Annotated in this window: 18 protein-coding genes and 1 riboswitch; of the genes, 13 read left to right on the forward strand and 5 right to left on the reverse strand. The window is 75.0% G+C overall.

Features of this window, described 5'->3' with window-relative positions:
- Positions 1-6 precede the first annotated feature (6 nt).
- Positions 7-1,014 (forward strand): 1-aminocyclopropane-1-carboxylate deaminase, encoded by a 1,008-nt coding sequence (locus tag ACFPBZ_RS02000; RefSeq protein ID WP_378034321.1) that lies wholly within the window; start codon positions 7-9, stop codon positions 1,012-1,014.
- Here the strand turns inward: ACFPBZ_RS02000 and wsfD are convergent.
- Positions 993-2,576, reverse strand: coding sequence for a glycan biosynthesis hexose transferase WsfD (wsfD, locus tag ACFPBZ_RS02005; RefSeq protein WP_378034322.1), 1,584 nt, complete (start codon positions 2,574-2,576; stop codon positions 993-995). The two genes, ACFPBZ_RS02000 and wsfD, sit on opposite strands and share 22 nt — an antisense overlap.
- 31 nt (positions 2,577-2,607) lie before the next feature.
- Positions 2,608-2,841 carry a hypothetical protein gene (locus tag ACFPBZ_RS02010; RefSeq protein ID WP_378034323.1) on the reverse strand — a complete coding sequence of 78 codons (234 nt, stop codon included), beginning with the start codon at positions 2,839-2,841 and terminating at the stop codon, positions 2,608-2,610.
- A 115-nt stretch (positions 2,842-2,956) separates the two neighbouring features.
- Between ACFPBZ_RS02010 and ACFPBZ_RS02015 the strand changes: the two genes are divergently transcribed.
- Genes ACFPBZ_RS02015 through ACFPBZ_RS02030 form a run of 4 tightly spaced genes read left to right on the forward strand, consistent with a single transcriptional unit; the run spans position 2,957 to position 6,522 of the window.
- Positions 2,957-3,853 (forward strand): AAA family ATPase, encoded by an 897-nt coding sequence (locus ACFPBZ_RS02015; protein ID WP_378034324.1) that lies wholly within the window; start codon positions 2,957-2,959, stop codon positions 3,851-3,853.
- Positions 3,853-5,307: a VWA domain-containing protein gene (locus ACFPBZ_RS02020; protein WP_378034325.1), complete on the forward strand. Its 1,455-nt coding sequence runs from the start codon at positions 3,853-3,855 to the stop codon at positions 5,305-5,307. The genes ACFPBZ_RS02015 and ACFPBZ_RS02020 overlap by 1 nt, the downstream gene beginning before the upstream one ends.
- Positions 5,308-5,314: 7 nt before the next feature.
- Positions 5,315-5,938 (forward strand): nicotinate-nucleotide adenylyltransferase, encoded by a 624-nt coding sequence (nadD, locus tag ACFPBZ_RS02025; RefSeq protein ID WP_378034326.1) that lies wholly within the window; start codon positions 5,315-5,317, stop codon positions 5,936-5,938.
- Positions 5,938-6,522 (forward strand): YdeI/OmpD-associated family protein, encoded by a 585-nt coding sequence (locus ACFPBZ_RS02030; protein ID WP_378034327.1) that lies wholly within the window; start codon positions 5,938-5,940, stop codon positions 6,520-6,522. Before nadD ends, ACFPBZ_RS02030 begins: the two co-directional genes overlap by 1 nt.
- Positions 6,523-6,572: 50 nt before the next feature.
- Here ACFPBZ_RS02030 and ACFPBZ_RS02035 read toward each other — a convergent pair whose 3' ends face one another.
- On the reverse strand, positions 6,573-7,796 hold the full coding sequence (locus tag ACFPBZ_RS02035) for an FIST signal transduction protein (protein WP_378034328.1): 1,224 nt from the start codon (positions 7,794-7,796) through the stop codon (positions 6,573-6,575).
- Between the two features lie 51 nt (positions 7,797-7,847).
- Between ACFPBZ_RS02035 and rsfS the strand changes: the two genes are divergently transcribed.
- From rsfS to ACFPBZ_RS02060, 5 genes are read left to right on the forward strand one after another with little or no spacing between them, the layout of a single operon-like run.
- The gene (rsfS, locus tag ACFPBZ_RS02040) at positions 7,848-8,234 is read left to right on the forward strand and encodes a ribosome silencing factor (RefSeq protein ID WP_378034329.1); all 387 of its coding nucleotides are present in this window, start codon (positions 7,848-7,850) and stop codon (positions 8,232-8,234) included.
- Positions 8,231-8,863, forward strand: a complete 633-nt coding sequence (locus ACFPBZ_RS02045) for a histidine phosphatase family protein (RefSeq protein ID WP_378034330.1) — start codon at positions 8,231-8,233, stop codon at positions 8,861-8,863. The genes rsfS and ACFPBZ_RS02045 overlap by 4 nt, the downstream gene beginning before the upstream one ends.
- A gap of 2 nt (positions 8,864-8,865) precedes the next feature.
- Positions 8,866-9,651, forward strand: coding sequence for a diglucosylglycerate octanoyltransferase (gene octT / locus ACFPBZ_RS02050; protein WP_378034331.1), 786 nt, complete (start codon positions 8,866-8,868; stop codon positions 9,649-9,651).
- Between the two features lie 9 nt (positions 9,652-9,660).
- On the forward strand, positions 9,661-10,524 hold the full coding sequence (locus ACFPBZ_RS02055; RefSeq protein WP_378034332.1) for a ComEA family DNA-binding protein: 864 nt from the start codon (positions 9,661-9,663) through the stop codon (positions 10,522-10,524).
- A gap of 2 nt (positions 10,525-10,526) precedes the next feature.
- The gene (locus tag ACFPBZ_RS02060; RefSeq protein ID WP_378034333.1) at positions 10,527-12,890 is read left to right on the forward strand and encodes a ComEC/Rec2 family competence protein; all 2,364 of its coding nucleotides are present in this window, start codon (positions 10,527-10,529) and stop codon (positions 12,888-12,890) included.
- Between the two features lie 12 nt (positions 12,891-12,902).
- On the opposite strand, the gene thrC is transcribed toward ACFPBZ_RS02060, so the two are convergent.
- On the reverse strand, positions 12,903-14,168 hold the full coding sequence (thrC, locus tag ACFPBZ_RS02065; RefSeq protein ID WP_378034334.1) for a threonine synthase: 1,266 nt from the start codon (positions 14,166-14,168) through the stop codon (positions 12,903-12,905).
- Positions 14,169-14,178: 10 nt separating this feature from the next.
- Positions 14,179-14,296: riboswitch (SAM riboswitch) on the reverse strand.
- 115 nt (positions 14,297-14,411) lie between these two features.
- Between thrC and holA the strand changes: the two genes are divergently transcribed.
- On the forward strand, positions 14,412-15,404 hold the full coding sequence (holA, locus tag ACFPBZ_RS02070) for a DNA polymerase III subunit delta (protein WP_378034335.1): 993 nt from the start codon (positions 14,412-14,414) through the stop codon (positions 15,402-15,404).
- Positions 15,405-15,543: 139 nt separating this feature from the next.
- On the opposite strand, the gene rpsT is transcribed toward holA, so the two are convergent.
- Complete coding sequence (rpsT, locus tag ACFPBZ_RS02075) at positions 15,544-15,819, reverse strand: 30S ribosomal protein S20 (protein ID WP_378034336.1); 276 nt, start codon at positions 15,817-15,819, stop codon at positions 15,544-15,546.
- 222 nt (positions 15,820-16,041) lie between these two features.
- Between rpsT and lepA the strand changes: the two genes are divergently transcribed.
- Together lepA and ACFPBZ_RS02085 are read left to right on the forward strand one after the other, a co-directional pair.
- On the forward strand, positions 16,042-17,907 hold the full coding sequence (lepA, locus tag ACFPBZ_RS02080; RefSeq protein ID WP_378034552.1) for a translation elongation factor 4: 1,866 nt from the start codon (positions 16,042-16,044) through the stop codon (positions 17,905-17,907).
- Between the two features lie 155 nt (positions 17,908-18,062).
- Positions 18,063-19,919: a DEAD/DEAH box helicase gene (locus tag ACFPBZ_RS02085; protein ID WP_378034337.1), complete on the forward strand. Its 1,857-nt coding sequence runs from the start codon at positions 18,063-18,065 to the stop codon at positions 19,917-19,919.
- Positions 19,920-20,018 lie beyond the last annotated feature (99 nt).

Below are 20,018 nucleotides of genomic sequence, written 5' to 3' on the forward strand. Positions count from 1 at the left end.
GGATCCGTGTCCCTCGACGACTTCGACCGCTACCCGCTGCTCTTCGGGCCGAGCCCGGTGCACCGGCTCGACCGGCTCACCGACCACCTCGGCGGCGCCGCGGTCTGGGCCAAGCGCGAGGACTGCAACTCCGGGCTCGCCTACGGCGGCAACAAGATGCGCAAGCTGGAGTACATCGTCCCCGACGTCCTCGCGAGCGGCGCGGACACGCTGGTCTCGATCGGCGGCGTGCAGTCCAACCACACCCGCCAGGTGGCCGCGGTCGCGGCGAAGCTCGGCCTCAAGGCCCGCCTGGTGCAGGAGCGGTGGGTCGACTGGCCCGACAGCGTCAACGACAAGGTCGGCAACATCCTGCTCTCGCGCATCCTCGGCGCGGACGTGCGCCTCGACCCGGCCGGCTTCGACATCGGCCTGCGGGACTCCTACGAGCGGGCCCTGCAGGAGGTGCGCGACGCCGGCGGCGTCCCCTACGGCATCCCCGCGGGCGCCTCCGAGCACCCGCTCGGGGGGCTCGGGTTCGCCCAGTGGGCCCGTGAGGTGGAGGCCCAGGAGGCCGAGCTCGGCGTCTTCTTCGACACGATCGTCGTCTGCACCGTCACCGGCTCCACCCACGCCGGGATGATCGCCGGGTTCGCGGCCTCCGACCGGCCGCGCCGCGTGATCGGCATCGACGCCTCGGCGACGCTGCAGAAGACCCGGGACCAGGTCGGGCGCATCGCCCGGCACACCGCGGAGCTCATCGGGCTCGGGCGCGACCTGCGCGACGACGAGATCACCGTGCTCGAGGGCTGGGCCGGCGAGGAGTACGGCATCCCGGTCCGCTCCACCCGCGACGCGATCGAGCTGACCGCCCGCCTCGAGGGCGTCATCCTCGACCCGGTCTACGAGGGCAAGTCCATGGCCGGGCTCGTCGACCTCGTGACCGGCGGCGGCATCGACCGCGACTCCACGGTCCTCTACGCCCACCTCGGCGGCCAGCCCGCCCTCAACGCCTACGCGGGCGCCTTCGCCTGACGCGTCAGGTGTGCCAGGACGCTCGCGACGAGCACCGTCGCGGTGACCACCAGCAGGTACGAGGCCAACCAGACGTGCTTGGCCAGCTCGACGTACCCGTCGCCCACCACCGCGAGCAGCACGGTGCCGAGGGCGGCCGCCGCGAGGGCCCCGGCGACGCGCAGCAGGCCGGGCGCGGGGGAGCGCCGCCGGGCGGGGCGGGGGACGAGCACCGTCGCCGCGGCGGCGAGCAGGGCCGTCCCGACGACCGCCGGCGGCACCCACCGCCCCGGGAGACCGTCGAGGTACCGGAACGTCACGCCCATGCGCTGCGCGGCCTCGGGGAACTCCGGCACCGGCAGCGTGCCGCTCACGGTCCGCGGCCCGGCGGTGACGGAGACCAGGTAGGGGATCTGCGGGCGCAGGGTCGCGACGAGGCCCCGGTGCACCATCCGGGCGAGGACGACGGGGTGCTCCGCGAGCCAGGCCCGGGCCAGGGCCCGGGTCTCGACCGGCCGGGCCCCGATCGTGGTCTCCCAGCCCGGGACGCCCCGGCCCAGGTCGAGGTAGAAGTGCTCGCCGGAGTGCCGCCACGCCTCCGGGGGCAGGCCGACCGCGGGGAGGGCGCCCGGCCCGGCCTCGGGCAGGATCGCGGTGAAGATCAGGTCGTGGGTGTTGGGCGACGCGTAGAGCTCGTCCTGGTAGCGGATCCCCGCGAGCACCGGGGACGCGGCGAGCGCCACCACGACGACCGCCGCGACCAGGCCCGGCAGCCGCCGCCACGCCCGTCGGACCCCGACGGTGACGACCGCGCACGCCACGACCGCCGCCATCCCGACGGGCAGGAAGCCCGGCTTGGCGGTGGCCACGACGACGGCGCCGGCGGCGAGGAGGCCGAGCGCCGTCCCGCGGGCCGCGCGGTCGTCCGGACGGGTCACGGCGACCGCGAGCAGCCCCCAGGCGACCCACGCGGTGCCGAGGAGCCCGGCGGGCTCGCCGTAGGTCGACACCAGGAACCGGGTCCACCAGGGCACGACGAGCAGGGGGAGCAGCGGCGGGAGCACGACGAGCGCCGCCGCGGGGCCTCGTCGTCGGGACCCCGCCAGGGCCGCGGCGGCCGCGACCCCGGCGCCGAGGCCGAACAGGACGGCGTAGACCCCGGCGAGCCACTCGAGGCTGACGCGGGTGCTGCCGTCCGGGGCCGGTGCCGAGCGGTCGAGCCGGGCGGCGAGGGCGACGGTCGCCTCCAGGACCACGCCGCCGGAGGTGACCGGGGCGGGGACGCGGCACGGCGGGCCGCCGGTGCGGAACTCGGTGACGACGACGCCGTGCCCGCCCGCGCGACCGTCGGTGGCGTCGGGGGTGAGCCCGACGACGCAGAACAGGCGGGCGCCGTCGGCGTTGTCGGCCGCGCCGACGGCGTCGCCGCCCACGAGCCCGAGCCGCCCGACGAGCCCGGCGACGACCAGGAGGGCGACCCCGGCGGCGAGCACGAGGCGCAGGACCGGGCGCAGCGGGCGCGGCGTGGGAGCGGGCACGTCCGGCACCGACCGGACCTCGACGTCGGTGTCCCTCGCCGTCACCGGCGACAGGGTGCCAGGTGCGGCCTCCCGGTCAGCCGACCTCCTCCATCGCCTCGCCGGTCTCCCGGACGTCCGGCCGGCTCCGGTCGGAGGCGAGCACGTGTCCGGCGCCGAGGACGAGGGCGACCGGCCACTCCAGGAAGCCGAGCACGCCGAGGGCGGCGACCCCGCCGACGAAGGCCAGTTCGGGGCGCGACATCCGGATCGTCCCGAGCCAGGGCAGCGTGATGGTGGTGACGGGCGGGTCGACGGTCGCGGGGGTCATCCCCGGGGGATGGGCGTTCGCCGGCCCGCGCACACCCGCCATCGTCGGGAACGGGCGCAGTGGTGCCGCCCGCGATGCCGGGACAAGCGGACGATCAGCGGGCAGGATGCGGACCGTGGGCAGTGAAGCGACCAGGTGGGACTCGACCGGACGGGCGACCCTCTTCGACTCCGTCGACGACGTCGTGACGCGTCTCGCCGGCGTCGGCTACCTCGCCTCCACCGCGGTGGCGACGACGGTGTTCCTCGCCGACCGCCTCGGGAAGCCGCTGCTCGTCGAGGGTCCGGCCGGGGTGGGCAAGACCGAGCTCGCGCGGGCCGTCGCCGACGCGACGGGCGCGGGGCTCGTCCGGCTCCAGTGCTACGAGGGCATCGACGAGGCCCGCGCGCTCTACGAGTGGAACCACGCCAAGCAGCTGCTGCGCATCCAGGCGAGCCAGGGCGAGGCGTGGGACGACGCCCGCGACGACGTGTTCTCCGAGGAGTTCCTCCTCACCCGCCCGCTGCTCACCGCGATCCGGCGCGACGAGCCCACGGTGCTGCTCGTCGACGAGACCGACAAGGCCGACGTCGAGGTGGAGGGCCTGCTCCTCGAGGTGCTCGGCGACTTCCAGGTGACCGTCCCCGAGCTCGGCACGATCGTCGCCACCCAGCGCCCGTTCACGCTGCTGACCTCCAACGCCACCCGCGAGCTCTCCGAGGCCCTCAAGCGGCGCTGCCTGTTCCTGCACCTCGACTTCCCCGACGCCGAGCTCGAACGGAAGATCGTCGCGAGCCGGGTCCCGCAGCTCCCCGAGGCGCTCGCCGAGGAGCTCGTCCGGATCGTCGGGGTGCTCCGCGGGCTCGACCTGCGCAAGGCCCCCTCGGTGGCCGAGACGATCGACTGGGCGCGGACCGTGCTCGCGCTCGGCCTCGACACCGTCGACGACGACGCCGTCCGCCAGAGCCTCGGCGTGGTCCTCAAGCACCGCGCCGACCTGGTGAAGGCGTCCGCGGAACTGCGGCTCAACTGATGACCACCCCCGCCCGGGGCCTCCCGGCCCACCTCGTCGACTTCGTGCAGGCGCTGCGCCACCACCACGTCGACGTGGGGCCGGGGGAGACCGTCGACGCCGCGGCGGTGCTCGCCGAGCTCGACCTGCTGCGCCGAGACCAGCTGCGCGAGGGCCTGGCCGCCGCGCTGCTGCGCCGCTCCGGGCAGCGCCAGACGTTCGACGCGCTCTTCGAGCTGTGGTGGCCCCTCGGGCAGGGCGCCGCGCTGGGGGAGGTCGCGCTGCCCTACGCCGAGGACGGGTCGGTCGACGTGGACGCCCTGCGCGACCTGCTCGCCCAGCTCCTCGCCGACGGCGACACCGCGGCGCTCTCCGAACTGGCCCGGGCCGTCGTCGACGGGCTCGGCGCCCTCGGGGCCGGCCAGGGCAGCGGCAGCGGGGGACAGGGCAGCGGCGGGTCCGGCAGCGGGCAGGACGGGCGGAGCGGCTCCCCGAGCGGGTTCTCGTCCTACCAGGCGCTGAACAAGGTGCGACCCGAGACGCTGCTGGCGCGGGTGCTCGCCGAGCTGCGCAGCCGCCGCGGGGAGCAGGACAGCCCCTTCGCCGAGGAGGTCGCGCGCCGCGAGACCCGGGCCCGCATCGCGGAGTTCCGGTCGATGGTGCAGGCCGAGACCACGCGGCGCGGCAGCGAGATCCGGGGCCGCGAGGCCGCCGCCCGCACCGGGGTGCGCCGCCAGGCCGAGCAGACCGACTTCCTCTCCGCGAGCGCCGACACCCTCGCCGACCTGCGCCGCCGGGTCGCGCCGCTGGGCCGCCACCTCGCGACGCGGCTGGCCGCGCGCCGGCGCCGCGCCCACCGCGGGCCCATCGACATGCGCCGCACCCTGCGCCGCTCGATGGGCACCGGCGGGGTCCCGGTGAACCTCGTGCACCGCCGGCCCCGGCCCGGACGCCCCGAGCTCGTGCTGCTCTGCGACGTCTCCGGCTCGGTCGCCGGGTTCAGCCAGTTCACGATGATGCTGGTCCAGGCGCTGCGCGAGCAGTTCTCGCGGGTCCGGGTCTTCTGCTTCGTCGACGGGTGCGTCGAGGTCAGCGACCTCTTCGTCCCCGGCGCCGACCTCGCGGGCATCCTCACCGAGGTCCACACCCGGCCCGGGATCGTGGCCTGGAGCGGGCACTCCGACTACGGCCGCGCGTTCGGCCGGTTCGCCGAGCACTGGCCCGAGGCCGTCACCGAGCGCACCTCGCTGCTCGTCCTCGGCGACGCCCGCACCAACCACCAGGACCCGAACACGCGGGTCCTCGCGGGCATCGTCGGGAAGGCCCGGCACGCCCACTGGCTCAACCCCGAGCCGCAGCGGCAGTGGGGGACCGGCGACTCGGCCGCGCCCGAGTACGGCAGGGTGCTGCCCATGCACGAGTGCCGCACCGCGGCGCAGCTGGCCGGTGTGGTCGGCGGACTGCTGCCGGTCTAGGAGCCGCATGGACCACGTGAGGCGTGTCGGCGTGATGGGCGGGACGTTCGACCCGATCCACCACGGCCACCTGGTCGCCGCCAGCGAGGCGGCCAGCCGGTTCTCGCTCGACGAGGTCGTGTTCGTCCCCACCGGGCAGCCGTGGCAGAAGTCGAAGACCGACGTCACCCCGGCCGAGGACCGCTACCTGATGACGGTGGTCGCCACGGCGTCGAACCCGCGGTTCACCGTCAGCCGCGTCGACGTCGACCGCGACGGACCGACCTACACCGTCGACACCCTGCGCGACCTCGCCGCGATCTTCCCCGGCGCCGAGCTCTACTTCATCACCGGCGCCGACGCGCTCGACCAGATCCTGTCCTGGCACCGCGCGCACGAGATGTTCGAGCTCGCGCACTTCGTCGGCGTGACCCGCCCGGGCTTCGAGCTCGCCTCCGACCACCTCCCCCGCGGCGCCGTGAGCCTCATCGAGGTGCCCGCGATGGCGATCTCGTCGACCGACTGCCGCGCGCGGGTCGAGGCGGGCGAGCCGGTCTGGTACCTGGTGCCCGACGGGGTGGTGCAGTACATCGTCAAGCGGGGCCTCTACCGCGACGGCGGGGTGCCGTCGCGGCTGGAGTACCTGGGCTGATGGTCGACCAGCCCGAGCTCGTCGTTCCCGACGAGGCCGCCTGGCGGACCTGGCTCCACGAGAACCACGCCGACCCCACCGGGGTGTGGCTGCTGCTCGCGAAGAAGGCCGCCCTGGCGGTGCCCGACCCGCCGACCACCCTGACCTACGCGCAGGCGCTCGACGAGGCCCTCTGCTTCGGCTGGATCGACGGGCAGGCGAAGCGGCGCGACGAGCTCACGACGTGGCAGCGGTTCACCCCGCGGCGGGCCCGCTCGATCTGGTCGGCGCGCAACGTCGGCCACATCGCGCGGCTGACCGACGAGGGCCGGATGCACCCGGCCGGGTTCGCGGAGGTGCAGCGGGCGCGCGCCGACGGCCGCTGGGACGCCGCCTACGCCGGCCCCGCGACGGCCACGGTTCCCGACGATCTCGCGGTCGCCCTGGCGGCCTCCCCGGCGGCCGCAGCCGCCTTCGAGGGTCTGACCAGCCAGAACCGGTACGCGATCCTGCACCGGCTCGGTCAGCTCAAGACCGCGGCGGCCCGGGCTCGGAACGTGGAGAAGTACGTGGCGATGCTCGAGCAAGGTGCCTTCGGCCTGTGAGCACTACTCCGTGCCGGGACACGGAAAAGTGCTCACAGGCCTCCGCACCTCTAGCCGAACGCCAGCACCGACGCGGTGAAGCCGTGCAGGTGGTTCTTCGAGCCGACCGGGCCGATCTCGCCGTCGGCGAAGAAGCCGGCGACGCGCGGGGCGAGGCCGCGGCGGACCGCGCGGACGTCGTGGCTCGCGCCGCCGGCGGGGGAGCCGGGCTCGCCGAACATGATCCGCCCACGGCCGGTGCAGCTGAACAGGAGCGCGCCGCCGACCGGGCCGTCGCCGGCCGAGGAGGCCATCAGCGCGTCGAGGTCCTCGCCCGCGGTCGTCGCGTCGCGGACCTGGAAGCGCACGCTGCGCCCGACCTCGACGACGTCGCCCACCGTCACGGTGCCCGCGTCCCCGTCGGCGCCGACCACGCCGCGGATGAGGAAGTCGCCGCGCCCGTGGGAGTCGGCGTACTCGTCGATGGCGATGCCGAGGTGCAGCCCGCGCATCGCGAGCGCGCGGTCGTCGGGCTCGAGGTCGCGGAGGATCTCCTCGAGCTTGCGGTAGGCCGGCATCCCGGCGAGGCCGGTGAGCTGCGAGCCCGAGGAGCCGGTGACGGTCATCGTCGGGCCGATCGGGCGGCAGCCCTGGCTGACCAGGGTGCGGACCGCGACGTCGCCGCCGAGCAGCACGCCGACGGCGCCGCGCTCGTGCACCTCGCCGTCGAGGAAGAGCCGGGCCCCGCCGGGAGCCGGGCGGGCGGGGCCGAGCGCCGAGGTCCCCACCGGCGCCGTCGCGAGGCCGCCGACCAGCGGCAGCCCGGGCAGCGCCGCGTCCGACTGCTCGACGAAGCCCTGGGCGGGGAAGGTGAACGGGTCGGCCAGCAGCACGGCGACGGCGTCGTCCTCGGCGGGCACGGGCATCCCGGTCACCGAGATGCCGGTCTCGTGCCGGGCGGCCTGCAGGCGGAACGGGGTGGCGCGCACCCCGGGCAGCGAGGCCGCCCACACCGCGATCGCGGGGGCGTCCTCCACGCCGCGGCCGTCACCGATGACGCCGGAGGCCCGGCAGCCGATGACGGTCGTCGCGCCCGCGATCTCCATGGCGCGGCGGGCGGCGGCGCCGGCGACGTCGGGGTCGGGGTGGGTGACGAAGACGGTCATGAGGTCGGGCCGGCGGCCGTGCAGCGGGGCGGTGGCCGCCGCGACGGCCGTCTCGGCGGCCTCGGCCAGGTCGGGCCCCTGGGCCAGGCCGTCGCCGAAGTCGGCCGCGGGCCGGGTGGTGTCTGGCATCGCTCCAGTGTGCCGACGCGTGGCGCGGGGCGCCGGGTAGGCTTTCCGGTAATGGCCGCAACCGATAGCGCGCGCCGCCTGGCCGAGGTCGCGGCCCTGGCCGCCGCCGACAAGCTCGCCCACGACGTGGTCGCCATCGACGTGTCCGAGCGCCTGCCCCTGACCGACTGCTTCGTCATCGCCTCCGCGCCCAACGAGCGCCAGGTGCAGGCGGTCGTCGACAACGTCGAGGAGAAGCTCCGCGGCGAGGAGGTCAAGCCGGTGCGCCGCGAGGGCCGCCAGGAGGCCCGCTGGGTGCTGCTCGACTTCGGCGACGTCGTGGTGCACGTCCTGCACACCGACGAGCGCGAGTTCTACGGGCTCGAGCGCCTGTGGAAGGACTGCCCGCGCATCGAGCTGCCGGCCGAGGTCACGGCGGCGCCCTCCTCCGCGGAGTGACCGCGCCCGGGGGTGAGCCGATCACCCGTGTCGTCCTGCTGCGCCACGGCCAGACCGCGTGGAACGCCGAGCGCCGCATGCAGGGCCGCCTCGACCCACCGCTCGACGAGACCGGCGAGGCGCAGGCCGCCGCGGTCGCGCCCGTCGTGCAGCGCTTCGAGCCCGTGGTCGTGGTGGCCTCCGACCAGACCCGGGCCTTCCAGACCGCGCTCGCCGTCACCGAGGGCACCGGGCTCGAGCCCCGCAAGGAGCCCCGGCTGCGCGAGACCGACGTCGGCGCCTGGTCCGGCCTGGTCCACACCGAGGTGCAGGCCGGCTGGCCCGGCGCCCTCGAGCGGTGGGGCAACGACGCGTCGTTCGCCCCGCCCGACGGCGAGTCCCGCGTCGACGTGGCCGCCCGCGGGCTGCCGGTGGTGCACGAGCTCGTCGGGACCCCGGAGCCCGACGCCGAGGGCGCGACCGCCCTCCTCGTCGCCCACGGCGGCACCATCACCGGGGTGACCTGCGGGTTCCTCGGCTGGCCGGTGGAGCTCTGGCCGTCGCTGCAGCCCCTGGGGAACTGTCGCTGGTCGGTGCTGCAGTTCCGGCGCGACCGTTGGCGGTTGGCCGAGTGGGGCGGCGGGGCCTGACGATGCGGCTGCTGGTCCTCGGCGATTCGCTGAGCTTCCACGGCCCGCGCACGGCCCACCCCGTCGACGAACCGCGCCTCTGGTCGCACGTCGCGGCCGCCGTCCTCGGCGGCACCGCCGACCTGCACGCGGGCCTCGGCTGGACCGCCCGCCACGCCTGGACCGCAGTGCGCACCGACCCGCGCGTGTGGGCGTCGGTACGGACCGCCGACGCCCTCGTCCTGGGGATCGGCGGCATGGACTCGCTGCCCTCGCCACTGCCGACCGCGGTGCGGGAGCTCATCCCGGTGCTGCGTCCCCGGTCGCTGCGCGCCCGCGCCCGGCGGGCCTACCGCGACGTGCACGCGTCCGCGGTCCGGCTCACCGGCGGCCGGCCCACCGCCCTGTCCGCCGCCGACACCGTCGCCTGCCTCGAGCAGTGCCGGCTGGCGGTGACCACGCTGCGCCCGCACGCCCCCGTGGTCCTGCTGCTGCCCTCGGTGCACCGCTCGGCCCTCTACGCGGGTGTGCACACCGCACGGGAGGGCCACGTGGCGGCGATGCGGGCGTGGGCGGAGTCGTCCGGGGTGGCGACGGTGGACGTGGCGTCGCTGGTGACCGAGCACGTCCTGCTGGGCCGCGGCAACCCCGACGGCATCCACTGGGGCTGGCCCGCGCACCGGGCGGTGGGGGAGGCGGTGGCGGCGCTGCTCCGGGCGGAGCAGCCGGGTGTCCCCACCGGCACCGCGGACCCGGGTAGTCCACAGGGCGAGGCGCTGAGCTGGGAGGACGCGGTCCCGCGCTCCTAGCGTCGCGGTGTGCCCGACGACGTCCGCCTGCGGCTGCAGGCCCTCTCCGCTCCGGCGGAGCCGCCGCCCCCGGAGCCGATGCCGTCGCGGCGCGGCTGGCCGAGTGCGCCGCCCGGGACCCCTGGTGCCTCGTTGGCCTACGACGAGGACTGGGAGCCCCGCGAGCCGCTGGTCCGGGCTGCCCCGGCGCCGTCGGCGTGGGACCCGCCGCGGGGGCTCGCGCGGTGGCTGCCGGCGTCGTGGGTGGCGGCGCGGTGGGACCCGGGCCGGTGGGGCGCGATCGGGCTCGGGGCGGTCGCGGCGCTGGCGGCCGTGATCGCGGCGGTGGGGGTGTGGTCGGGGCGCCCGGTGGCCGAGCCGGTCCCGGACCTCCCGGCGGTGGCCGCACCGGCCCCCGCGCCGTCGGCCGTGCCGGTCGCGGCGGTGCCGGCGGGCGGACCGGTGATCGTGAACGTGGCGGGCAAGGTGCGCCGGCCCGGGCTCGTGACGATGCGCGAGGGCGCGCGGGTGGGGGAGGCGGTCGAGGCCGCGGGCGGGGCCCTCCCGGCGGTCGACCTGACGCCGCTGAACCTCGCGGCGCGGGTGGTCGACGGGCAGCAGATCGTGGTCGGCGCGCCCGCCCCAGCCCCATCTGCTCCCGAGGCGGCGGCCGCTCCCGCGGGGGGTGCGCCCGTTGCTGGCGGGAAGCTCGATCTCAACGCGGCGTCGCTCGAGCAGCTCGACGCGCTGCCCGGGGTCGGGCCGGTGACAGCCAAGAAGATCCTCGACTGGCGCACCCAGAACGGCCGGTTCGCCGCGGTCGAGCAGCTGCGCGAGATCCCGGGCATCGGCGACGCCCGGTTCGGCACCCTGCGCGATCTGGTGCGGGTCTGACCATGCCCGACGACGAGCCCCGCCCGCCGCTCGACGCCCGGCTCGTCCCGGCCGCGCTCGCGGCGTGGGCGGTGGTACTGGTCGCCCTCAGCCTGGGCTGGGGTCCGGGGGCGCTGGTGGTGGTGCTCGCCCTGGTCGGGGTCGCGGTCGCCGTGGTGCGCCGCGACCGGCGGTGGGCGGCCGGGGTGCTCGCGGCCGGCGCCTGCCTGGTGGCGGTGGGGGTGCCGGCGGTGGTGGCGGCGCACCAGGTGGCGGGTCACCCGCTGCGGACCGCGGCCGCGGCCGGGTCGGCGGCCACGGTCGAGGTGGTCCTCACCGACGACCCGGCGCCCCTGCGGAGCTCCGGCCCGGGCGGGGCGCCGCGGGTGGTCGTGCGGGCGGAGCTGGTGTCGGCGCAGGGGGGCGGGGGTCGATGGGTGGGGTCCGGGCGGGTGGTGCTGCTCGCGCCGGCCGAGGGCTGGGCCGGGCTCCTGCCCGGTCAGCGGGCGACGGCGAGCGGCTCGCTCGGGTCCTCCACGCGCGCCGACCTCACCGTCGCCGTGCTGCGCACCCGCGGCCCGCCCCGGGAGGTCGGGCCGCCACCGGGCGCGCAGCTGGTCGCCGGGGACCTGCGCGCCGGCCTGCGCGACGCGGCCCGCGCGGTGCTCGCCGAGGACCCGGCCGGGCTGCTCCCGGGTCTCGTCGTCGGCGACACCTCGGGTCTGCGCCCCGACCTGACCGACGACTTCCGCACGGCCGGCCTCACCCACCTGACGGCGGTCTCGGGCTCGAACGTCGCCTTCGTGCTGGGGGCGGTGCTGCTGCTGGTGCGGCTCGTCCGGCTCGGTCCCCGCACGGGAGCGCTGCTGGCGGTGCTCGCGCTGGTCGGCTTCGTGGTGCTCGCGCGGCCCTCGCCGAGCGTGCTGCGCGCCGGAGCGATGGGGTCCGTGGTGATCCTGGCGCTCGCCCTGGGCCGGCGCCGCTCGGTGCTGCCCGCCCTGGCCGCGACCGTGGTGGTGCTGCTGCTCGCCGACCCGGCCCTGGCGACCGACGCCGGGTTCGCCCTGTCGGTGCTCGCCACCGGCGCGCTGGTGCTGCTCGCCCCGGTGATCGTCGGGAAGCTGCGGGCCCGCGGGGTGCCGCCGGGGTTCGCCGAGGCGCTCGCGGTGCCGGTGGCCGCGCACGTGGTCACCGCGCCGGTGGTGGCCGGCCTGTCGGGGGAGGTCAGCCTCGTCGCGGTGCTCGCCAACCTGCTGGCGGCGCCGGTCGTCGCGCCGGCCACCGTGCTCGGGGTGCTCGCCGCCCTGCTCGCGCCGTGGTGGACGGGCGGTGCTCACGCCGCGGTGTGGCTCGCCGGGCCGGAGGTGTCGTGGCTGGTGTGGGTCGCCCGGCGCTGCGCCGGGGTCGACGGCGCGACGATCGCCTGGCCGGGCGGCGTCCTCGGCGGGCTCGTGCTCGCGGGGCTGGTGGTCCTGGGCCTCGTCGCGCTGCGATGGCGGCGGGTCCGGCTCGTGTCCCTGGCCGTCGCGGTGGGGCTGCTGCTCGTGCTGGTGCCGACCCGGGTGGTGCCGGTCGGCTGGCCGCCGCCGGGGTGGGCGGTGGTCGCGTGCGACGTCGGGCAGGGCGACGCGCTCGTCCTGGCGACGGGCGAGCCCGGCCGCGCCGTCCTCGTCGACGCGGGCCCCGACCCGGGCCCGGTCGACCGCTGCCTCGCCCGGCTCGGGGTGCGCTCGCTCGCGCTGGTGGTGCTCTCCCACCTGCACGCCGACCACGTGGGCGGGCTCGGCGGGGCGCTGCGGGGGCGGAGCACGGCCGCGGTGGCGGTGGGGCCGGTGCGGGAACCGGCCGACACCCTCGCCCAGGTGACGGCGCGGGCCCGGGAGGCGGGAGCGGCCGTCGTCGGGATGGAGCGGGGCGCGACCCTCCGTTGGCCGGGCCTCGCGCTCGAGACGCTCGGGCCCGTACACCCCGCCGCGCACGTCGACGCCGACGACGGGGCGGAGGTGAACGACACCTCGCTGGTGCTGCGTGCGACGACGCCGCTGGGGCGCGTGCTGCTGCCCGGGGACGCGGAGCGCTCGTCGCAGGACGCGCTGCTCGCCGCCGGTACCGACCTGCGGGCCGAGGTGCTCAAGGTGCCCCACCACGGGTCGCGGTCGTCGCTGCCCGCGTTCCTCACCGCGCCGGGCTCACGGCTGGCGCTGGTGAGCGTGGGGCAGGGCAACAGCTACGGGCACCCCAACCCGTCGGTCATGGGGCTGCTCGCCGGGACGGGGGCGCTGGTGCGGCGCACCGACCAGAGCGGGGACCTGGCGCTGGTGCCGGGGGAGCGGGGGCCCGCCGTCGTCGCGCGCGGCGACCCCCTGCCCGACCCACGGAAGCGCTAGAGACCCAGGACCTCAGAGGCCCAGGACCTCGCGGACCGCCTTCGACGTCGCCGGGATCGTCGCCTTCGGGCCCACCTGGTGCTCGATCGCGTCGAGGGTCTTGAGGCCGTCGCCGGTGATGAGCAGGACGGTGTCGGCGTCGGGGTCGAGCTGGCCCGACTCGACCATCTTCTTCGCGTTCGCCACGGTCACCCCGCCGGCGGTCTCGGAGAAGATGCCCTCGGTGCGGGCGAGCAGGCGGATGCCGTCGCGGACCTCGTCGTCGGTGACGTCGGTGATCGCGCCGCCGCAGCGGCGGACGGCGTCGAGCACGTACGGCCCGTCGGCCGGGTTCCCGATCGCGAGCGAGCGGGCGATGGTGTCGGGCTTCTGCGGGCGGACGACGTCGGTGCCCTCGCGGAACGCGGTCGACACGGGGGAGCAGCCGGCGGCCTGGGCGCCGAAGACCTTGTACTCGGCCTCGTCCACCAGGCCGAGGCTCATCAGCTCGCCGTAGGCCTTGTCGACCTTGGTCAGCTGCGAGCCCGAGGCGATGGGGATGACCGTCTGGGCCGGGATGCGCCAGCCGAGCTGCTCGGCGACCTCGTACCCGAGGGTCTTCGAGCCCTCGGCGTAGTAGGGCCGGACGTTGACGTTGACGAACGCCCAGTCCTCCTGCTCGAAGGCGAGCTCGGTGGCGAGGCGGTTGACGTCGTCGTAGTTGCCCTCGCAGGCCAGCAGCTCGGTGTCGTACACCGCGGTCATGAGGATCTTCGCGCGCTCGAGCGAGGCGGGGACGAGGACGACCGAGCGCCAGCCCGCGCGGGCGGCCGCGGCGGCGGTGGCGTTCGCGAGGTTGCCGGTCGACGGGCAGGCCAGCACCGTGAAGCCGAGCTCCCGGGCGGCGGCGAGCGCGACGGCGACGACGCGGTCCTTGAACGAGTGCGTCGGGTTGCCCGTGTCGTCCTTGACCCACAGGTTGCGGATGCCGAGCTCCGCGCCGAGGCGGTCGGCCTTCACGAGGCGGGTGAAGCCCGGGTCCATGTTGGGGTGCTGCTCGACGGTGCTCGGGACCGGCAGCAGGTCCTTGTAGCGCCAGATCGACTTCGGGCCGCGCTCGATCGACTCGCGGGTCACCTTCGGGAAGTCGTAGGCGATCTCGAGCGGGCCGAAGCACTGCGGACAGGCGAACTCGGCCGCGAGAGCGGTCCGGTGCCCGCACGCCCGGCACGAGAGTGCGGCGGCGGGGCCCAGGTCGTACGTCGTGGACGCAGTCGTCCCCGGGGCAGTCATGGTCATGAAGAGTGTCTCCTCATCTTCCCCGCGGCACGCGGGTCGGAATTGGCACCGGTCTTGCGTCCGCGTCGCGGAGGCCGCCGGTTGCCGGGGTGTCGTCGGGCCGTTCCCTCTACCCCTCTGGATGAGCCGTGTTCAGTTGTGTCCTGCTTCTCGGGCACGTTACGGCACCCCACGGACACCGGGCCACCGCACGACGACGTTGCGCACGCCACGGTGTCGGTGCCCGGTGGGAGGATTGCCGACGTGCCACCCCGCCAGCGCGCAGCCCCCGACGACGCCGCTCCCGTCCGTCTGGTGCTGGGCGACGAGGGGCTGCTGGTCGAGCGCGCCGTGTCGGCCGCGATCCTGGCGGCCCGTCGTCAGGACCCCGACGTGGAGGTCCGCACCCTCAAGGCCAACGAGATCACCGCGGGGGTGCTGGCCGAGCTGGTGAGCCCGTCGCTGTTCGCCGAGTCGCGGGTGGTGGTGATCGAGGCGGCGCAGGACGCGGGGGCCGACGTCACCACGGTGCTGGTCGAGTACGCGAAGGCGCCCACCGACGGGGTGGTGCTCGTCGCGGTGCACCCGGGCGGGGCGAAGGGCAAGGCGCTGGTCGACGGGCTGAAGAAGGCCGGCGCGGCGGTGGCCGAGGCGGCGAAGCTCAAGGGCTACGACCAGCGGTCCGACTTCGTGCGCTCCGAGGTCCGGCAGGCGGGCGGCTCGATCACGGGGGAGGCGCTGGGCCTGCTGCTCGACGCGGTCGGGGCCGACCTGCGCGAGCTCGCGGCCGCCGCCTCGCAGCTGGCGAGCGACTCGGGCGGGCAGATCGACGCCGACGCGGTGCGCCGCTTCCACCGGGGCCGGGCCGACGTCACCGGGTTCGCCGTCGCCGAGCGCGCCGTGACGGGCGACCGCGCCGGGGCGCTGGAGGCCCTGCGCTACGCGCTCGACACCGGGGTGGCGCACGTCCTGGTCGCCGACGCGCTGGCCGACGCGGTCCGGACGATCGCGCGGGTGTCGGCCGCCGGGCGGGGCGACCCCTACGCGATGGCGTCGGCGCTGAAGATGCCGCCGTGGAAGGTGAAGAAGGCCCAGGGACAGGCGCGGGGCTGGGACGGGCCCGGGCTCACCCGCGCGATGGCCCTGGTGGCCGACGTGAACGCCGACGTCAAGGGCGTCGCGGCCGACCCGTCCTACGCGCTCGAGCGGGCGACCGTGGAGCTGGCCGCGCTCGCGGGCCACGCGCGCCGGCGCTGACGCCACCCGGTGGAGCGAGCGGCACTTTCGTGCGCGTAGAAGCAGCGAGAGTGCCGTTCGCTCCGGGACGAGGGGACCCCGGAGACGACGAACGGCCGCCGCCCGGTCGGAACCGGACGACGGCCGTCGTCGGGAAGGACTACTTGTTGTCGACGCTGTGCCGCGTGGCGCGGGCAGCCATGCGCGACTTCTTGTTCGCCGCCTGGTTGCGGTGGATGACGCCCTTGCTCACGGCCTTGTCGAGCAGGCGGGAGGCCTCGCGGAGGCGCTCGTCGGCCGCGGCGGTGTCGCCGGACTCGACGGTCTCGCGGTAGCGACGGATCGCGGTCTTGATCCGGGACTTCGTCGCCTTGTTCCGCTGACGAGCCTCCTCGTTCTTGCGGTTGCGCTTGACCTGCTGCTTGATGTTCGCCACGGGGCTTTCGAACCTCTTGATCGCTGGGGTGTCTTCGTGCGGGCGCGCAACAGGCGTCTGCCCGCACGGCGCAATGAGCTTCAGGCTACCAACGGCCCACTCGCGCGATGTCGCTCGGGGTCCGTGGGACGATGGGGTGCGAACCGCCCGATCAGGAAGAGGACCTCGTTGACCGAGACCACCACCCCGCAGCCGACCGACGAGGCCGGCCGGCCGGGCACCGTGGGCTACGCCGACGAGACGTTCACGCCCCCGGACCGGATCCGGAACTTCTGCATCATCGCGCACATCGACCACGGCAAGTCGACGCTGGCCGACCGGATGCTGCAGCTCACGGGCGTGCTCGGTGACCGGGCCTACCGCGCCCAGTACCTCGACCGCATGGACATCGAGCGCGAGCGCGGCATCACCATCAAGGCGCAGAACGTGCGCCTGCCCTGGTTCTCCGCGGGGCCCGACGGCGAGATGCGGGACCACGTCCTGCACCTCATCGACACCCCCGGGCACGTCGACTTCACCTACGAGGTGAGCCGCTCGCTCGCCGCGTGCGAGGGCGCGATCCTGCTGGTCGACGCCGCGCAGGGCATCGAGGCGCAGACCCTGGCCAACCTGTACCTGGCCATGGAAAACGACCTCGAGATCATCCCGGTCCTCAACAAGATCGACCTGCCCGCCGCCGACCCGGAGCGCTACGCGGCCGAGATCGCCCACCTCATCGGCTGCGACCCCGACAGCATCCTGCGGATCAGCGCCAAGACCGGCGTCGGCGTGGGCGCGGTGCTCGACTCCGTGGTCCGCCGCGTGCCGGCCCCGGTCGGCGACTCCGACGCCCCGGCCCGCGCGATGATCTTCGACTCGGTCTACGACACCTACCGCGGCGTCGTCACCTACATCCGCGTGGTCGACGGCCGCATCACCCCGCGCGAGCGGATCAAGATGATGTCGACGGGCACCGTGCACGAGCTGCTCGAGGTCGGGATCATCTCGCCCGACCAGAAGCCCTGCCAGGGACTCGGGGTCGGCGAGGTCGGCTACCTCATGACCGGGGTGAAGGACGTCCGCCAGTCGCGGGTCGGCGACACCGTGACGTGGGAGCGCAAGGGGGCCACCGAGGCCCTCGGTGGCTACCGCGACCCGCAGCCGATGGTCTACTCCGGGCTCTATCCCATCGACGGCACCGACTACCCGCTGCTGCGCGACGCGCTGGACCGGCTGCGCCTCAACGACGCCGCCCTGTCCTACGAGCCCGAGACGTCGGCGGCGCTGGGCTTCGGCTTCCGCTGCGGGTTCCTCGGCCTGCTGCACCTGGAGATCACCCGCGACCGCCTCGAGCGCGAGTACGGGCTCGACCTGATCTCGACCGCCCCGAACACCGTCTACCGCCTCGAGCTCGACGACGGCCGCGAGGCGGAGGTGACCAACCCCGCCGACTGGCCGGAGGGCAAGGTCGCGACGATCTTCGAGCCGATCACCAAGGTGTCGGTGCTGGCGCCGTCGGACTTCGTCGGGCCGATCATGGAGCTCTGCCAGTCGCGGCGCGGGCAGCTCGACGGCATGGACTACCTGTCCGACAGCCGCGTCGAGCTCCGGTACACGATGCCGCTCGCGGAGATCATCTTCGACTTCTTCGACATCCTGAAGTCGCGCACCCGCGGCTACGCCTCGCTGAACTACGAGCCCGCCGGCGAGCAGGCGGCCGACCTGGTCAAGGTCGACATCCTGCTGCAGGGGGAGCCCGTCGACGCGTTCTCGGCGATCGTCCACAAGGACGCCGCCTACGCCTACGGCAACTCGATGGCCTCGAAGCTGCGCGAGCTCATCCCGCGCCAGCAGTTCGAGGTGCCGATCCAGGCCGCGATCGGTGCCAAGATCATCGCCCGCGAGACGATCCGTGCGATCCGCAAGGACGTCCTGTCCAAGTGCTACGGCGGCGACATCACCCGCAAGCGCAAGCTGCTGGAGAAGCAGAAGGAGGGCAAGAAGCGGATGAAGACGATCGGCAGGGTCGACGTCCCGCAGGAGGCCTTCGTCGCCGCGCTGTCCACCGACCAGAACGCCGTCGACAAGGCCAAGACGACCAAGAAGTGACCGGTCCCGCTCTTCCCCGTCCTGAGGGCGGAGCGGGGCTCTTGTAGGATGGTCATTGCAAGTGCCGAGCTGTCGGCCTGGGATTGGGACCGCGCGTGTGTCACGGGTCCGCGGACAGCTCGAACTAGTCCGACGTACCCCTCCCGAAGGAATCTGTGACCAACGCTGCTGTCCTGTCCGACTCCGACCTGCCGCTCGACCCGTTCCTCGAGCAGTCCTCGGCCGATGCCGAGGAGACCGGGAACGTGACCGACGCCGACGAGACCCCCGAGGAGACTCCCGACGCCTTCGAGGCGCTGGGCCTCGACGAGCGGGTCCTCGGCACCCTGCGCGAGCAGGGTTTCACCGTCCCCACCCCGATCCAGACCGAGACGATCCCGCTGCTGCTCGCCGGCCGCGACGTCCTCGGCCTGGCCCAGACCGGCACCGGCAAGACGGCCGCGTTCGCGCTGCCGCTGCTGGCCCGGCTCGACATGAAGGTCCGGGCGCCGCAGGCGCTCATCCTCACGCCGACCCGTGAGCTCGCGATCCAGGTCGCCGAGGCCATCGAGTCCTTCTCCGTCGGCATGCCCGGCGTCCACGTCGTGCAGCTCTACGGCGGCGCGCCCTACGGCCCGCAGCTCGCGGGCCTGCGCCGCGGTGCGCAGATCGTCGTGGGGACGCCCGGACGCGTGGCCGACCACCTCGAGAAGGGCACGCTCGACCTCACCGACGTCGGTTACTTCGTGCTCGACGAGGCCGACGAGATGCTGCAGATGGGCTTCCTCGAGGAGGTCGAGAACATCTTCGGCCTGCTCCCGGCCGACCGTCAGGTGGCGCTGTTCTCGGCCACCATGCCCACCGCGATCCGCCAGGTCAGCCGCAAGCACATGACCTCGCCCGAAGAGGTCTCGATCAAGGGCAAGACGACGACGGCGGCGAACACCCGCCAGCGCTACGTCGTGCTGCCCGACCGGCTCAAGGCCGACGCCCTCGCCCGCATCCTGCAGGTCGAGGACTTCGACGCCGCCCTGGTGTTCGTCCGCACGCGGCAGAACACCACCGACGTCTCCGAGGCCCTGAACCGCCGCGGCTTCTCCTCGGTCGCCATCTCCGGGGACCTCTCGCAGGTCCAGCGCGAGAAGACGATCGCCGACCTGCGCTCGGGCAAGCTCGACGTGCTCGTCGCCACCGACGTCGCGGCCCGCGGGCTCGACGTCGAGCGGATCACGCTCGTCGTGAACCACGACCTGCCGACCGACCCCGAGTCCTACGTGCACCGCATCGGTCGCACCGGGCGGGCGGGCCGCTCCGGCGACGCGATCTCCTTCGTCACACGCGGCCAGCTCCGGCTCATGCGCGCGATCGAGAACCAGACCCGGCAGAAGGCCGAGGAGATGTCGGTGCCGGGCACCGACGAGGTCAACGCGCGTCGCCGCGGCCGCTTCGCCGAGCGCATCACCGCCGCGCTCGAGGGCCAGGACGATGGCGGGGACGGCATCGAGGTCTTCCGCACGGTGATCGACGAGTACGTCGCCGAGCACGACGTCGACCCGCTGGCCCTCGCCGCGGCACTCGCGAAGATGGTCCAGGGCGGCAAGCCGCTGTTGGTCGACGAGCTGCCGACGCCCTCGGCGCGCGGCGACAAGCGCGTCCGCGACGACCGCGCTCCGGGCGACAAGCCGGCCCGCGGCCAGGGCAAGCGCCCCGCGGCCCCGTCCTGGACGGTCGGCTCGGGCACCGGGACCTACCGCATCGAGGTCGGGCACAACCAGCGGGTGAAGCCGGGTGCGATCGTCGGCGCCATCGCCAACGAGGCCGGCCTCGACTCGGCCCACATCGGCCACATCGACATCCGCACCGACCACACGCTGGTCGAGCTGCCCGCCGACGTGCCCGAGGCCGTGGTCAAGCGCCTCCAGCGCGCCCGCGTGGCCGGTCGCCCGATGGGGCTGAGCCGCTCCACGGAGACCGCCGGATCGGGCCCGCGGCCCGACAAGCGCGGCCCCCGCCGGGAGCGTCCGGCCCGCTAGACCGTCAGCACCGAGGGCCCCGCCGCGACCGCGGCGGGGCCTTCGTGCGTCCGGGGTGCCCAGGGTCGCCTCACATCCGGTGGCCGACCCGTCGGGGCG

It is taken from the genome of Actinomycetospora atypica (genome assembly GCF_042653685.1).
Classification (GTDB): Bacteria; Actinomycetota; Actinomycetes; order Mycobacteriales; family Pseudonocardiaceae; genus Actinomycetospora; species Actinomycetospora atypica.